Consider the following 14650-nt stretch of genomic DNA (forward strand, 5'->3'; position numbering starts at 1 on the left):
GGGCCGCGCCGCCCTCCCGGCCTCTGGCTCTCGGGCAGATATCGCGGAGCGGAGCCCCGCCGGTCGTGTCCGAGCGACAACAGGCGAGCGGGGGTCTCTCGATGTATCCCCATGTCTGTCAAGATCTGACAGACGCAGAGAGACAAAGGGAGATCGACGATGGACGGCACGACGAACCCCTACGCACCGGGCGCCGGCGCCCGACCCCCAGCACTCGTCGGTCGCGATGCCGAGCTCGAGGCGTGGCGGGTCTCGGTCGCACGAGCCGCCGCCGGACGTGCACCGCGCTCGCTCGTCCTCTATGGACTCCGCGGCGTCGGCAAGACCGTCCTGCTGAGCCGGATGTCTGCCGAGACCGAGACGGCCGGATGGATCGTCGCGCAGATCGAGGCGGCCGCAGGAACGTCCATGCGCGGTGCGCTCTCCTCCGCTTTGCAGAGCCACGTCGCCCGCATCGCCCGACGCAACCGCAAGCGCCCCTTCCTCCGCGCGTTGAAGACCGCCCTCTCCTTCTCCGCCCGCGTGGACACGGACGGCACCACCACCTTCGGCCTCACCCTCGACGACATCGAAGCCGAGCTCGCGGACTCCGGCAATCTCGAACTCGACCTCACCACCGTCGTCGACGGGATCCTCGACGCCGTCCACGACGAGGGGCTCGGACTCGCGATCCTGATCGACGAGGCCCAAGACCTCACCGCGGACGAGCTCGTCGCCATCTGCACCGTCGCCCACCGTGCGTCCCAGCGACAGCGGCCGGTCCTGTTCGTCCTCGCCGGACTGCCCAGCCTCCCCACCCGGCTCGCCGAAGCCAAGTCCTACTCCGAGCGCCTCTTCCAGTACCGGCACATCCGCGAACTCGAACCCGAAGCTGCCGCCGCCGCCCTCACGGTGCCCGCTGCCGACGAAGGTGTCACGTGGACCGACGACGCCATCGACCTCGTGGTCACGCTCACCGGCGGGTATCCCTACTTCCTCCAGGAATACGGCTCGGAAGCCTGGCTCGAGGCCGCGTCATCGCCGATCTCCCGGGACGACGCACAGAACGGCGCCGGAGTCGCCCTCCGCCACCTCGACGACGGCTTCTATCGCACCCGCTGGGACCGGGCCACACCCCTTGAGAAGGAATACCTCCGTGCCATGGCCGCCGACGGCGACACCGGATCCAAGACCGCCGACGTCGCACGCCGACTCGACCGCACCACGCAACGCCTCAGCAAGATCCGCCAGAACCTGACCGACAAGGGCATCATCTACGCACCCGAGCATGGACGGATCGCCTTCACGGTGCCGTGGATGGCTGCGTTCATCGATCGACAGCCCGCCTGACCCCGTCGCTGATCTCGAGGACGACCACCCGAGACTGTAGCCCCGGGGGTCGCCCTCCGCATCAGGCCGGTCCGTCCGCTCAGGCGTTCATGAACTCCGAGGGCTTCAGCGCGCGCTCCACGATGCGGACATCGCCGATGGAGCCCGGGAACACGTGGTCGAGCTGGCCGCCGTAGTGGTTGGCGCCGACGAGCCACGACTTGCCGGCCGAGGCGAGGCCCCGGTTCGGCGTCGTGGGGTTCCGCACGACGGGGTTGCCGTCGACGTACATCGTCGTGTGCTGGCTGTCGTTGACCACCGCGACGTGCCACCACGTCGCCGCGGGCAGCTCGTGCGACCAGTTGGTGAGGGATCCGTCCTGGCTGGTCGGGTAGACGCACCACTGCATCTCGCGGCTGCCGGAGACGGTGAGGACCACGGCGGGCTCGTCCGGGTCGCCCGAGGAGGTCGCCTTGCCGGCGTCCTTCGCGGAGGCCGACTGGGAGATGATCGAGCTCCACGCGTCGCCGCCGCCGTAGCCCTCGGGGATCCGCAGGTAGGCCTCGAACGTGTAGCCCTGGCGGAAGGTCGCCGTGTCGAGCGGGGCGCCGTCGACGGTGCGGAGGTGGTCGCCCGTGGCCTTGCCACCCGTGAGCGTGAGGCTGCCGGCGCTCGGCGAGTCGTCGTGGCGCTCGGCCGAGAATCGGAGCGATCCGGGGGCGGCGCCCGCGCGGTTCGCGACCACCAGGTCGTTGCCGTGGCCCGAGGCGTCGCGGATCCGGGTGGCGGGGCCGAGCGCGGATCCGTCCGGCTGCCCCTCGAAGCGCCAGTACGCGACGGTGCCGGGCACGAGCATCTGCGCGGCGGGCCGGGCGGCGCGCACGGGCACGGGCGCGAAGCCGGCGAACCGCTGCTCGAAGTCGACCGACACCGTGAAGCGGTCGACGTCGCCGGAGAGGCGCGCCTCCTCGTCCGCGAGCTCGTTGCCGGTGCCGAGGCCGCCGCCGAGGATGAAGGGCGAGAGGGTCTCGACGTCGATCGCGTTCCGCTCGAGGTCCACGTGGTACAGCCGGATCATCGCGGCGCCGCCGTAGTAGCGGTCCTGGTAGTTGACGAGGTGCATGTCCACGTCGTGGCCCGCGCGGTTCCGCATGGTCGTGCGGCCGGGCTTCCAGTAGTGCCCGTTGAGGGTGAGGAAGATCTGGTCGTGCTGGGAGATGAACGAGTCCCAGAGGCCCTGGCCGTAGCCGTCGAGGAGGGCGGATCCGTCCGGCCGGGAGTCCACGATGGCGTGCGCCGTGAGGATCACCGGCAGGGTCGGGTGCGCCGCGAGCACGCCGCGCGCCCACTCGACGCCGCGGGCGCTCGTGCGCCAGTCGAGCGCGAGGACGAGCCAGTCGCGACCGCCCGCCGTGAAGGTGTGGAACGAGTTGTAGCCGTCGGGGCTGGATCCGCGGAAGCTCGGCGACTTCGCGAACCGCTTCGGGCCGAACGCGTCGAGGTAGGGGGTGCGGCCGCGCTGGTCGTCGCTGTCGCCGGGGACGTCGTGGTTGCCGGCGAGCACGCTCCAGGCGGCGCCCGCCCGGTCGAGGAGCGTGAACTGGGCGCTCGCGGCCTGGACCTCCGCGGCGGCGCCGTTCTGCGTCACATCGCCGAGGTGCGCGAGGAACACGATGTTGTGCCGGTCGCGCTCGGCGAGCACGTAGCGGAGGGACGCCTCGAGGGGCTCCGGGTGGATCGCGGCGCCGTCGAAGAGGTACTGCGTGTCGGGCAGCACGGCGATCGTGAAGCGGGGCGACGCGGTGTCGGTCTTCCACCGTCCGCCGGGGCCCTGCTGCGCGGGCGGTGCCTTCGCGGCGGTGGCGGCGGTCGCGGCGGCGAGGGGGGCGCCGGCGGCGGGCAGCGCGCCGCCGAGGCCGGCCACGCCGAGCGCGCCGGCGGCACCGCTCGTGATGAGGAAGCCGCGGCGGGAGAGGGGGGAGGGGGATGCGTTCTCGGGGTCCTGGGTCACGTGTCGCGACGGTATGCGGGGGAGGTGAATGCGATGCGGCGGCCGGGTGGACGGGCGACGGCCGACGGCCCGGGGCGGGGCGTTGCCGGGGCGGGCCGCGGGCGACAGGCTGGGCCGATGCAGATCAGCGACGAGCCGTTCGACTTCTCCGACCTCCCGACCGCCGACGGCACCACCGCGCGGTTCGGCGTCGACCTCTTCACCTTCGCGCCGCAGCCGTCGCTGGAGGAGTGGGGCGTGAACCGGGGGACGCAGACCCACGACGGTGGTCCGGAGGTGCTCGTCGAGGCGAGCCTCATGTACACGCTGTGGCGGAACCCGGACGATCGCGCGGATCCCGTCAACCGCGGCCCGCTCACCGACGCGGAGCTGGCCGCCCTCGACGAGCCGACGCCGCGCCCGCTGCCCGCCGACCTCGAGGCGGTGCGTCAGCGCATGCGCTGGCCGTCCCTGTGGGAGGCGGTGAGGACCACGGTCGTGCACCCTCCGGGAGCGGGCGTCTACGTGCCCGACCTCGCGGGGGCGCTCCTCCAGCACGCGGAGCACATCATCGTGAACTCCTTCCGCGACGCGCGCACGGGTGATGCCTTCCCGCCGGTCATCTCGGACGCGCCCACGGCCGACGACCTGGACCGCGCCCGGATCGAGGTCGACGGCGTGCTCGTCGACGGCCTGCGGCTGGACCGCGACGCGGACGTGGTGGCGGTGGGCGCGCAGGTCGGCGACCGGATCCTCACCGCCGTCGTCCCGCGGGCCGAGCTCGCCCACGTGCGGCTCGCCTTCGTCACGCGGCCGCGGCCGGCGTAGGGCGGAAGCCCGGCGCCGGCTCCCGTCGGGCCCGTGCGCCATGCCAGCATGGGCCATGCGCATCGCCGACTTCCCCGTGCCCGACACGGTCGCCGCCCGCGGCGCCCTCGAGCTCGCCACCTCGTACCAGTCCGCCGCGATCACCGCCCACGGCATCCGCTCGTGGCTGTGGGCCGAGGCGTTCGCGGTGGTCGACGGGCTGGCCGAGGTCGACCACGAGATCCTCTACGTCTCCGCCGTGCTGCACGACATCGGCACGGTCGTCGAGTTCGACGCCCACACCGTCTCGTACGAGCACGCGGGCGGGCACGTGGGCGTCGCGCTCACCGCGGGCGCCGGCTGGCCCGCCGCGCGCCGGCAGCGCGTGCTCGACGCGATCGTCCGGCACAACTGGCCGTCGGTGGATCCGGAGCTCGACGTCGAGGGGCACCTCCTGGAGGTCGCGACCGGGCTCGACATCTCCGGCGCCCGGGCGGACGCGCTCCCCGAGGAGTTCCTGCGCGAGGTGCTGGGGGCGCATCCGCGGGGCGCGCTCGCCGCGGAGTTCGGCGCGTGCGTGCGCGACCAGGCGGAGCGGAAGCCCGACACGGCCGCGCGTCGCCTCGTCGACGGCGGCGTCGTGCGGAAGCTCGCGGAGAACCCCCTGGAGCGGCTCGCGTGAGCGGCCGGTCCGGTGCGCGGCTCGCACGACGGCTGCTGCAGGTCGTGGCGGCGCTCGCCGTCGTGGGCGGGGTGCTCGTGATCGTGCGGTCCGCGAGCCAGCCCGTGACGGTCGGGACGTTCGCGTACGCCCCCCTGACCGGCGAGGCCCTCCTGGCGCAGGGCGTGCACGTCGTGTCGACCACGACGCTCGTGGCGGCCGCCGTGGTCGTCGTCGGGCTGGTCCTGCTCGCGTTCGCCGCGGGCGTGCGGGCGGGTGCCCGGGCCGCGGGCGGCGACCTCGACGGCCGCTGACCTCAACGGCCGCTGACCTCGCTGGCCCGTGCCGCCCGACGGCCCGCGGGTCACCCGATCAGCGACGGCCGCAGGTCCCGCAGCGTCCGGTGCGACGTGATGCGGATCGCCCCGGCCAGCGCCACCGCGAGCCCGCCGACGAGCCACAGCGCGAGCACGCCCGCGTCCATCGCCGCCTTCCCGAGGTCGCCGCCGTACATGAGCTGGCGGAGCGCGTCGACCGCGAAGCTCATGGGCAGCACGTGGTGCAGCGCGGCGAGCGGGCCGGGGAGGGTCTGCCAGGGGAACGTGCCGCCCGCGGTGACGAGCTGCACGACCATGAGCACGAGGCCGAGGAACTGGCCGACGCTCCCGAGCAGCACGTTGAGCGCGAGGATGATCGCCGCGAACGTGATCGAGGCGAGCACCATCGTCCCGTACATGGCGAGCGGGTGGGCGATCCGGAAGCCGAGCGCCCCCGCCACGATCGCGTACAGCCCGGCCATCTGCACGACGCCGAGGAGCGCGGGCGTCAGCCAGCCGGCGAGCGTGATCCGGAGCGGCGCCTTCCGGGCCGTGATCGCGCGACGCGACAGCGGCTTCACGATGAGGAACAGGGCGTAGATCCCGATCCACGCGGCGAGGCTGATGAAGAACGGCGCGAGCCCGGCGCCGTACTCGCCGGCCTCGGTCACCGCGTCCTGGCGGAGGGCGACCGGGTCGCCGATCGTGTCGGCCTGCGCGTCGCGCTGGGAGTCGGTGGACGCGGGGATCTGGTCGAGGCCCGAGTCGAGGCCGTCGCGCAGCTTCGTCGCGCCGTCCTGCAGCGTGCCGAGGCCGGACGCGAGCGAGGTCGCGCCGTCGGACGCGGAGTGCGCGCCGGTCGCGAGCGTCGCGCTGCCGTCGGCGGCCTGGGCGATCCCCGAGGCGAGCGCGGGGGAGGCGGCGGCCAGCGCGTCCGCGCCGTCCGCGACCTGGCGGCTGCCGGTCGCGAGGGTGCCGGCGCCCTGGGCGAGCGCGGCGGATCCCGTCTGCAGCTTCCCGGCGCCGTCCGCAACCTGGGCGCTGCCCTGGGCGACCTGCTCGCTGCCGGTCGCGAGCTGCGTGAGCTGGGCGCTCAGCCCGTCGGTCTTCGCGGCGGCGTCGGTGATGCCCGTCCCGAGCCCGTCGAGGCGCGCGAGGGCCTCGTCGATCTCGGCCTGCGGGATCCCGGCGGCCGTCATGCGCGTGACGATCGCGGCGCGGATGGCGGGCACCTCGGCGGCGAGGTCGTCGGCGCCGGCGGAGGCGGTGGATCCGAGCGCGGCGATCTGCCGGTTCCCGTCGGCCACCTGCCGCGCGCCGGACGCGACCTGCTGCGCGCCCGGGGTGAGCGCGGCGGCGCCCGTGGAGAGGTCGGCCGCCCCGGTGGAGAGCGCGGCCGCGCCGTCCGCGACCTGGTCGGCGCCGGACGCGAGCTGCCGCGTCTGCGCGGGGAGCTGGGCCGTGCCGGAGCGGAGCTGGCCGAGGCCGGAGGAGAGGGTGTCCGCGCCGGTGGCGAGCTGCCCGTTGCCGGCCGCGAGCTCGTCGGCGCCGGAGCGCGCGGTGGCCGTGCCGTCGACGAGCTGCTGCGCGCCCGACGCGGCGTCGCCGAGGCTCGAGCGCACGTCCGCGAGCCCGAGGAGGAGCTTGCCCGCGGCCTCGGTGCCGACGCGCGAGGCGACCGACTTCGTGATCCGGGCGCCCGCCTGCTGCGCGATGGTCGTCGCGAGGTAGCTGTTCGCGTCGTCGGTGGCCATGACCACCCGGGCCTGCTGCGGATCCGCGCCGGAGGACGACGCGAGCGCGTCCGAGAAGCCGGCCGGGATCGTCAGCGTGAAGTCGTAGGTGCCGTCCTCGAGGCCCGTCCGCGCCTCGGCGGAGGAGACCTCGTGCCAGTCGAAGGAGGCGTCGTCGAGCACGTCCGCGGCGACGTCCGTGCCGTAGTCGACCGGCTTCCCGTCCACCGTCGTGCCCTGGTCGGCGACGACGAGCGCGGCGGGGACCTTGTCGAGGCTGCTGTACGGATCCTGGTTCGCCCACAGGTACAGGCCGCCGTAGAGCACGGGCACCAGCACGAGCGCGACGAGCGCGATCTTGGACATGGTGGTGGCGGTGAGGCGCGTCAGCTCGGCGCGCACCAGGGGGAGGAGTCTCATCGGGTCTGCGTTCCGTCGATCGAGGGGGTGGGGTCGGGGGTGGCGATCGCGTCGTCGGCGGGCAGCGCGGCGATCGCCTCGGCGGCGGCCTCGCTCGTGACGACGAGGACGCCGGTGCCGGATCGGGCGAGGTCCCGGAGGACGCGCATCCACTCGGCCACCGCGCCGCCGTGCCGCTCGGGCGAGGTGACGACGACGGCCTCGACGCCCGCGCGGCTGGCGGCGAGCGTGGTGAGGAGGCGGATGCGGGCGACCGCGGGGACGGCGGAGAACGGGGCGCGGGCGAGGTCGGCGAGGCCCTGGTCGTCGAGGATCACGCCGACCTCGTGCCGGCCGGAGCGGTGCCCGGCGAGCGCGAGCTCCTCGGCGACCACCGCGCGGAGCGACACGTCGTCGACGGGCTCGTTGATCCGCGGGGTGTCGACGAGCGCGACCCGCTCGGCGATGCGCGCGGCGACGCCGGGGGAGTCGTCGCCGTCGAGGGCGAGGGATCCGCCGTCGATGCGCATCCGGCCGGACGCGACGAGCGACAGGACGGTGGGCCGCAGCTCGGTCTCCGCGACCGCGACCACGGGGGCGGGCCCGCCGTAGGAGAGGGAGACGGCGGGCAGCGCGGGCGCGGGGCCGTCGCCGACGCGCGCGTCGGTCAGCGTGACGATCATCGGCCCGCCTCCCGTCCGGGCGCCGGCGTGACCCGGGGCGCGGCCTCGCGCAGCTCCGGGGTGGCGGCGATGAGGTCGCCGGACGCGCGCCAGTCGAGGCCGCAGAGGGCGAGGGAGGTGAGGATCACGAGCGTGTGCCCCTCCGCGCGGCCGATGTCGCTGCGCGTGGCCTCGTCGAGCACCGCGAGCGCGCCGCCCTCGACGAGCCGCGCGAGCGTCGGCGCGGGGATGTCGCCGCGCAGCTCGCCCGCGGCGATGCCGCGCTCGACGACCCGCAGCAGCTCGGCGCGCAGCGGCGCGAGCTCGGCCGCGACCTCGCGCGCGAGCGGGCCGCGCACGGCGACCCGCGCCATCACGCGCACCTGCTCGACCTCGGCCCAGAGCCGCGCGCCGATGAGGGCGACGTGGATCCGGCTGTCGGCGTGCGTGATGCCGGCGAGCGACTCGACGATGCGCCGGGCGCCGCGCTGCAGCACCTCGCGGACGAGGTCGTCGCGCGTGGCGAAGTGCCCGTAGACGGCGCGGCGGCTGAGGCCGGCGGCGGTGGCGATGGTCTCGAGGGAGGCGTCCGGGTCGCGGTCGAGCGCGACGACGGCCGCCTCGAGGAGGGCCTGGCGGTTGCTCGCGGCGTCCTTGCGGGGCGCGCGTGCGGAGGCGAGGGAGGTCATGCGACCAGGGTAGTGATCCTGCACACGTGTGTGCAACTTAGTGGAGCCAGCTCCCAGCCTCCGCGCCGGGGGCGCTCGGGTCAGCTCCGGAGGGTCTCGCTCGGCAGCTCGCCGAAGGCCTGCGCGTACGTCGCGGCGAACCGGCCGAGGTGCGCGAAGCCCCACCGCTCGGCGACGCTCCGGACGGTCGTCATGGTGGGTTCCGCGTCCCGGAGCTGCGCGCGCACGCGGCGGAGGCGGATCCCCCGCAGGTACTCGGTGGGCGTCTGCCCGTGGTGGCGGCGGAGGGCGAGCTGGAGGACCCGCGTGGAGATGCCGGCGGCGCCCGCGGCCTCGGCGGGCGTGATGGGCAGGTGCGCGTTGTGGTGCAGGTACTCCACGGCCACGCGGATGTGGGCCATGCGCGGCGCGCGCAGCTCGTCCGGCAGGTCCACGTCGTCCCACGGGAAGAGGCGGAGGGTCGCCCGCGCGAGCGCGAGGTCGGCCTCGAGGCGCAGCAGCGGGGAGGCGTCGGGATCCGTGATGACGGGCGCGGACGCGGCGAGCGCGCGACGCCACACGGCGGCCGTCTCGGCGCTCGGCACCCGGCGGTTCTCGAACAGGATCGGCCGCGCGGGTCCGTGGTGGAACTCGGTGGCGGTCTGCTCGAGGAACCCGGCGTCGAGGTGCACGCAGTTCTGGCGCGTCGCGGTCGCCGTGTACGGGAAGGGCCGGCCGGTGGGGAGGAGGAACGGGAGCTGGCCCGAGTTGGAGAACGCACGCGATCCGCGGTCCACCGTGATCCGGCCCTCGAGGAACCACGTGACGACGTGCTCCGACATCCGGGCGCCGTCGGCCCAGTGCGGACCCGCGGCTCGGAAGGTGCGGAGGGACACGCGCTCGCTGCCGAGGGTCGCGTACCGGTAGGAGAAGGAGTCCGACCGGCGGTCGCGGGCGAAGCGCATCCCCTCGAGCACGGGGGCGAACCGCGCCGCGGCCTCGTCCGTGTCGTCGCCGGAGAAGACGCTGCGGAGGAAGGGGGCATCGAGGGCGGCGGCGGTGGGCGCGTCGGCGGCCTCGGCGACGTCGCCGGCAGGGAGCGCGGGGGCGGCGGGCGGCGTCGCGTCGGCCTCGACGACGATCCCGTCGTCGTCGATCAGCTCGGCGGTCGGCGTGCGCGTCGGGCGCGAGGAGTCCCTCGTCCTGATGGGGGTCGTCGTGGTCGTCATGGGTCCTGTGTTCTCCGGGCATCGGTCGTGTCCGCCCTCCCGCTCATCATGCATGGTGCTCCCGCGGGAGGGTGACTCCGGCGGTTCCCCGGAGGTGGCAGGTGCTTCGGCGCGGGCGCGCGGCTGGGCGGGACGACGCTCAGCGGATATCCGCTTTGCGAAGACGCGTCCCCCGGACGCTTGCGCTCCACCGGTGGAGCCGATCCGTGAGAGCGCTCCCGTCCACCGGATCCGCTCGGCCGGGCCGCCTAGGCTCGGGGTCGCCCATCCCCGCACACATCCCGAGAGGCGCCGCATGACGAGCGACCGGTCCCTGGCCTTCATCCTGCTGCGCTCGTGCCTCGTGATGGTCGCCCTCGGCGTCGTCACCGTGCAGACCGGCGGCGGCCTCGGCGCGGTGGGCGTCGTCGCGTTCGTCCTGGCGGCGGGCCTCGGCGGCGGCGCGACCTTCTACTGGCGGCGGCACCTCGCAGCCAAGCGGCGCGACCCCTTCAGCTGATCCCGCGCGGCGGCCGGGTCGGCGGATCCGCGCGGCCCGGCACCGCGGCCCGCCCCCGCGGCGTCAGGCCGGGTCGGTGACCGTGGAGGTGAGGGTCGACGACCCGTCCGCGCGCCGCCGGACCTCGATGCGGTCCGCGACGCGCTGCTTGAGCTCCTCGACGTGGCTCACGATGCCGACCGTGCGCCCGTCGGACGAGAGCCGCCCGAGCTCCGACATGACCGCGTCGAGCGTCTCCGGATCCAGCGTGCCGAAGCCCTCGTCGACGAAGAGCGTGCCGAGCTGCAGGCCGCCCGCCTCCGCCTGCACCACGTCGGCGAGCCCGAGCGCGAGGCTGAGCGACGCGTAGAACGTCTCGCCGCCGGAGAAGCTGGCGGGCTCGCGCACGCGGTCGACGACGTGGTCGCGGATCTGCAGGGCGAGGCCCGTCTTCCGCGACCGGCTCGTGGCCTCCCGCTCCTCGCTCACCTCCAGCTCGTAGCGGCCGCTCGACATGGTCCGGAGGCGCGCGTTCGCCGCCCGCACCACGTCCTCGAAGCGGCGCAGCAGCACGTAGGTGCCGAGTGTGACGCCGCGGCTGTTCTCGGGGGTGGTGGCGTTCGCGACGTCGGACATGCGGATCGCGGCGCGCGCCCGGTCGCCCGCCTGCGCGCTCTCGCGGCGGGCGGCGTCGTGCCGGGCGAGGGCCGACGCGCTGCGGTCGGCGCGGTCGCGGGCCCGGGCGGCGCGCTCGGCGCTCGCGCGCGCGGCGGCCTGGGCGGCGTCCAGCGCGGCGCGAGCGGCGTCGGGATCCGCGTCCTCGGCGCCCGTGAGCGAGGCCACCTCGGGATCCACCAGCCCCTCCGCGACGACGGCCTGCTCGCGCTCGTGGGCGGCGACGCGGCGCGCACGGGCGTCGAGCTCGGCGGCCGGCAGCGCGGCGGCGCGCGCCCGCTCCTCGGTGGCGAAGGACCGGTCGGCGAGCGCCTGCGCGAGCTCCGCCGCGCGCGCCGCGGCGTCGGCGGCCGTGCGCTCGCGGGTCGCGGCGAGGGCGAGGAGGCGCTCGACGAGGGCGCGCTCGTCGGCGCGGTCGGCGACGAGCGCCGCGACGCGGGAGGGGGCGGCGTCGGCGGTGTCGGCGTCGGCGTCGTCCTCCTCCGCGTCCTCGGCCGCGAGGACCGCGCGCACGGCCGCCTCGTCCTCCGCGTGGAGCTCGCGGGCACGGATCACGCGCTCGCGGAGCCCGGAGAGGGCGGCGCGGGCGTCGTCGCGGCGCGCGCGGATCCGCTCCGTCTCCGCGTCGTGCGCGACGAGCGACGCCTCGGCCGCGCGGAGAGCGCCCCCGGCCGCCTCGGCGTCGGCCAGCCGCGTGCGGCGGTCGGCGACCTCGGCGTCGGCGGACTCCGCGGTGATCCCGTCGAGCGCCGCGGCCTGCACTTCGTGTCGCGCGGTCTCGGCGGACAGCGCCGCCACCGCGTCCCCCTGCGCCCGCTCGGCCCGCGCGCGGGCCTCCGCCGCCGCCTCGATCTCGTCGTCGTCCGGGTGCCCGGGCGCGCTCGGCGCGGGCAGCGGGTGGTCGACCGCGCCGCACACCGGGCACGGCTCGCCGTCCCGCAGCTCCCGCGCCAGTTCGCCCGCGAGCCCCCGGATCTTCCGCTCCCGCAGCTGCGCCTCGTGCCGCACGGCGGCCGTCGCCTCGGTCGAGCGCGCGTCGAGGGCGGTGCGGGCGGCGCGGATCCGCGCGTCCAGCTCCCGCAGCTCCGTCACGCGCCGTCGGGTCGCCTCCGCCTCCGCGAGGGCCGTGCGCGCGGCGTCCACCCCGCCCGCGGCGGACGCGGCGGCGTCGCGCGCCTCGACCAGCGGGATCCGCCCGGCCGGCCGCTCCGCGAGCGCCGCCTCTGCCTCGTCGGCGGTCGCCTCGCGGGCCGCGACCGCGTCCTCGGCGGCGCGCACCTCGGCCCGTCGGCGGGGCAGCCCGCGCTCCCGCTCCGCGGCGTCGGCCAGCGTGGTCAGCTCCGCCACCAGGGCGTCGCGCCGATCGGCCAGCGCGACCGCGGTCGCCTCGGCGAGGGCGGGCCGCTCCGCGCGGCAGGCCGCCCGGGCGTCATCGTCGGCGTCGGCCGCCGCGGATCGCGCCGCCTCCGCCCGGTCGCGCGCCGCCAGCGGGCCGGCGACCGACGCCGCGCGCCGCGCCTCCTCCACGTGCTCGGCCAGGTCCGCGATCTCCGCCGCCGTGTCCCGCAGGGCCTCCTCGCGCTCCATCAGGGCGCGTCGCCGCGCGACCGCCCGGGTCACGCGCTCGGCGTCGGCGAGGGCGGCGTCCGCGTCGCGCCGGATCCGCTCGTCCTCCTCGCGCGCCTCCTCCGCGGCGTCCGCCAGCTCGGCCAGCAGCCGCACGGTGTCGGGGGCGTCCGCGATCTCCAGCCCGTCCACCCGCGTCGCCTCGCGGAGCCCGGTGAGCGCCTCGGCGACCTTCGCGTCGGCGGCGTCGGTGCGCTGCTTGGCGGCCGTCCGCATCTCGGCGAGCTGCTTCGCGGTCCGCTCGTACACGGCCGTGCCGAACAGCGACTGCAGCACGAGCCGCCGCTGCTCGCCCGTCGAGCGCAGGAACTCCGCGAACTCGCCCTGCGGCAGCACGACCGTCTGCACGAACTGGGCGCGGGTCAGCCCGACGATGCGGGCGATCTCCGTCCCCACCTCCTGCGTGCTGGTGCCGACGACCTCGCCGGCGTCGGCGTCCGGCGACGACAGCCGCACGAGCGTCGCGGTCGCGTTCTGGTTCGTGGTGCCCGTGCCGCGCGCCTTGGGCCGCTGGTGCTGCGGGCTCCGACGCACGCGGTGGATCCCCGCGGCCGTCTCGAACACGAGCTCCACGTACGGCTCCACCCCGGGCGCCGCGTGGTGGCTGTGCAGGCGGTCGCGGCTCGACCCGTCGCTCGCGAGCGACCCGTACAGCGCGAAGACGACGGCGTCGATGAGCGTCGACTTGCCGGATCCGGTGGGACCCTCCAGGAGGAACAGCCCGGAGCGCCCGAGCTCCGCGAAGTCGATGACGTGCGCGCCGGCGAACGGACCGATGGCCTGGAGGGTGAGGCGGTGCAGGTCCATCAGGCGCTCCGGTCCGCGGCCAGCGCCTGCTCGTACGCCTGGCGGAGCACGAGCGACTCGGGCCCGCTCGGCGGCGCCCCGGTCGCGTAGGCGACGAAGTCGGCGGCGACCTCGAGCGGATCCGTCGTGGCGTCGACCACGCGCGACCGCACGCCCTCGACGCGGCCCTCGGGCTCGTGCAGCACCACGAGCGCGTGCGGCAGCGCCTCCCGCACGCGCGCCACGAGGTGCGGCGGGTGCACGGGATCGGTGACGTGCACGCGCACCCAGGCGTCGGCGAGATCGGCGTGCCGCCCGTCGACGATCTCGGCGAGCGGCCCCGTGACCTCGGCGAGGCGTCGCGGCACGGGCGCGTCGATGAGCTCGACCGTCGTGGATCCGTCGCCCGCCAGCTCCACGAGCGCGCTCGACTTCCGCTGCCGCCGCTCCCCGAACGAGAACGCGAGCGGCGAGCCGGAGTACCGGATCCGCGGACGCTCCGCCCGCACCTCCTGCGCCCCGTGCAGGTGCCCGAGCGCCACGTAGTCGGCCCCCTGGAACGCCGACGCGGGCACCTGGTCGAACCCGCCGACCCGGATGTCCCGCTCGCTCTCGCTGGGCTCCGCGCCCGTGACGAACGCGTGCGCGACGACCACGACGCGCGCGTCCGGCCGTCCCGCGGCGTCGGCCCGCACCCGGTCCATCGCGGCGCCGAGCACGGCCTCGTGCGAGCGCGGCAGGGGAGGGGCGCCGTCGGCGGCGAGGGCGGCGCGCACGGCGTCGGGGTCGAGGTACGGCACGCCGTAGAACGCGACGGGACCGTCGGCGTCGTCGATCACGACCGGCACATCCAGCGCCTCGGTCGACGCGAGGATCCGCAGCCCGTCCCGCAGCAGCGCCGACGCGAAGCCGAGCCGGGCCGCCGAGTCGTGGTTGCCGGGCGTGACGATCACGGTCGCGAGCGCGCTCAGCCGCCCGAGCGCCTCGGACAGCAGCCGCACCGTCGGGACCCCGGGCACGGCCCGGTCGTAGACGTCGCCCGCGACGAGCACCACGTCCACGTCGCGCTCGCGCACGAGGTCCACGAGGTGGTCGAGGAAGGCGGCGTGGTGCGCGTGCAGGTCCTCGCCGTGGAGGGTGCGCCCGAGGTGCCAGTCGCTCGTGTGGAGGATGCGCACGCGGGTCCTTCCTCGGGGCTGGCGGCGGTGCCCGTCACGCTACCCGAGGGCGCCGACACGGCCGGGCCGTCCCGGGGCGGTCGCTCGGCGGGAGGGCCGTGGGGATCCTCCACGCCGGGTCGCCGGGTCCTGC

12 protein-coding genes are annotated in these 14650 nt (G+C 75.8%); 5 read left to right on the forward strand and 7 right to left on the reverse strand.

The features are described 5' to 3' along the window. Positions 1-159 precede the first annotated feature (159 nt). The gene (locus ACT7CP_RS03125) at positions 160-1329 is read left to right on the forward strand and encodes an ATP-binding protein (RefSeq protein WP_413962425.1); all 1170 of its coding nucleotides are present in this window, start codon (positions 160-162) and stop codon (positions 1327-1329) included. Between the two features lie 79 nt (positions 1330-1408). Here the strand turns inward: ACT7CP_RS03125 and ACT7CP_RS03130 are convergent, their stop codons facing one another. Further along, on the reverse strand, positions 1409-3319 hold the full coding sequence (locus tag ACT7CP_RS03130; RefSeq protein ID WP_445443340.1) for a LamG-like jellyroll fold domain-containing protein: 1911 nt from the start codon (positions 3317-3319) through the stop codon (positions 1409-1411). A 117-nt stretch (positions 3320-3436) separates the two neighbouring features. Here ACT7CP_RS03130 and ACT7CP_RS03135 point away from each other — a divergent pair, with 117 nt between their 5' ends. From ACT7CP_RS03135 to ACT7CP_RS03145, 3 genes are read left to right on the forward strand one after another with little or no spacing between them, the layout of a single operon-like run. Next, positions 3437-4126 (forward strand): hypothetical protein, encoded by a 690-nt coding sequence (locus ACT7CP_RS03135; RefSeq protein WP_445443341.1) that lies wholly within the window; start codon positions 3437-3439, stop codon positions 4124-4126. 40 nt (positions 4127-4166) lie between these two features. Further along, positions 4167-4787 (forward strand): HD domain-containing protein, encoded by a 621-nt coding sequence (locus ACT7CP_RS03140; RefSeq protein ID WP_445443342.1) that lies wholly within the window; start codon positions 4167-4169, stop codon positions 4785-4787. Next, positions 4784-5080 (forward strand): hypothetical protein, encoded by a 297-nt coding sequence (locus tag ACT7CP_RS03145; RefSeq protein WP_445443343.1) that lies wholly within the window; start codon positions 4784-4786, stop codon positions 5078-5080. Before ACT7CP_RS03140 ends, ACT7CP_RS03145 begins: the two co-directional genes overlap by 4 nt. Positions 5081-5130: 50 nt before the next feature. On the opposite strand, the gene ACT7CP_RS03150 is transcribed toward ACT7CP_RS03145, so the two are convergent. The 4 genes from ACT7CP_RS03150 to ACT7CP_RS03165 form a co-directional block, all read right to left on the reverse strand. Next, positions 5131-7236 carry a YhgE/Pip family protein gene (locus ACT7CP_RS03150; protein ID WP_445443344.1) on the reverse strand — a complete coding sequence of 702 codons (2106 nt, stop codon included), beginning with the start codon at positions 7234-7236 and terminating at the stop codon, positions 5131-5133. Further along, positions 7233-7898, reverse strand: a complete 666-nt coding sequence (locus tag ACT7CP_RS03155; protein WP_445443345.1) for a hypothetical protein — start codon at positions 7896-7898, stop codon at positions 7233-7235. The genes ACT7CP_RS03150 and ACT7CP_RS03155 overlap by 4 nt, the downstream gene beginning before the upstream one ends. Further along, a complete protein-coding gene (locus ACT7CP_RS03160; RefSeq protein ID WP_445443346.1) occupies positions 7895-8566 on the reverse strand; it encodes a TetR/AcrR family transcriptional regulator in 672 nt (223 codons plus the stop codon). The genes ACT7CP_RS03155 and ACT7CP_RS03160 overlap by 4 nt, the downstream gene beginning before the upstream one ends. Positions 8567-8646: 80 nt before the next feature. Continuing rightward, on the reverse strand, positions 8647-9774 hold the full coding sequence (locus ACT7CP_RS03165; protein ID WP_413962433.1) for a helix-turn-helix transcriptional regulator: 1128 nt from the start codon (positions 9772-9774) through the stop codon (positions 8647-8649). 295 nt (positions 9775-10069) lie between these two features. Here ACT7CP_RS03165 and ACT7CP_RS03170 point away from each other — a divergent pair, with 295 nt between their 5' ends. Continuing rightward, positions 10070-10273, forward strand: a complete 204-nt coding sequence (locus ACT7CP_RS03170; protein ID WP_307503578.1) for a hypothetical protein — start codon at positions 10070-10072, stop codon at positions 10271-10273. Positions 10274-10336: 63 nt separating this feature from the next. Here the strand turns inward: ACT7CP_RS03170 and ACT7CP_RS03175 are convergent, their stop codons facing one another. Together ACT7CP_RS03175 and ACT7CP_RS03180 are read right to left on the reverse strand one after the other, a co-directional pair. Then, positions 10337-13360, reverse strand: coding sequence for an AAA family ATPase (locus tag ACT7CP_RS03175; protein ID WP_445443347.1), 3024 nt, complete (start codon positions 13358-13360; stop codon positions 10337-10339). After that, the gene (locus tag ACT7CP_RS03180; protein WP_445443348.1) at positions 13360-14517 is read right to left on the reverse strand and encodes an exonuclease SbcCD subunit D; all 1158 of its coding nucleotides are present in this window, start codon (positions 14515-14517) and stop codon (positions 13360-13362) included. Before ACT7CP_RS03180 ends, ACT7CP_RS03175 begins: the two co-directional genes overlap by 1 nt. Positions 14518-14650: the final 133 nt, after the last annotated feature.

The sequence above is a fragment of the Clavibacter rahimiani genome (assembly GCF_052654495.1).

Bases quoted from the DNA above. Each gene is read 5' to 3' on its own strand.
- ACT7CP_RS03125 (WP_413962425.1), top strand. From the start codon at position 160: ATGGACGGCACGACGAACCCCTACGCACCGGGCGCCGGCGCCCGACCC.
- ACT7CP_RS03135 (WP_445443341.1), top strand. From the start codon at position 3,437: ATGCAGATCAGCGACGAGCCGTTCGACTTCTCCGACCTCCCGACCGCC.
- ACT7CP_RS03140 (WP_445443342.1), top strand. From the start codon at position 4,167: ATGCCAGCATGGGCCATGCGCATCGCCGACTTCCCCGTGCCCGACACG.
- ACT7CP_RS03150 (WP_445443344.1), bottom strand. From the start codon at position 7,236: ATGAGACTCCTCCCCCTGGTGCGCGCCGAGCTGACGCGCCTCACCGCC.
- ACT7CP_RS03155 (WP_445443345.1), bottom strand. From the start codon at position 7,898: ATGATCGTCACGCTGACCGACGCGCGCGTCGGCGACGGCCCCGCGCCC.
- ACT7CP_RS03160 (WP_445443346.1), bottom strand. From the start codon at position 8,566: ATGACCTCCCTCGCCTCCGCACGCGCGCCCCGCAAGGACGCCGCGAGC.
- ACT7CP_RS03165 (WP_413962433.1), bottom strand. From the start codon at position 9,774: ATGACGACCACGACGACCCCCATCAGGACGAGGGACTCCTCGCGCCCG.
- ACT7CP_RS03170 (WP_307503578.1), top strand. From the start codon at position 10,070: ATGACGAGCGACCGGTCCCTGGCCTTCATCCTGCTGCGCTCGTGCCTC.
- ACT7CP_RS03175 (WP_445443347.1), bottom strand. From the start codon at position 13,360: ATGGACCTGCACCGCCTCACCCTCCAGGCCATCGGTCCGTTCGCCGGC.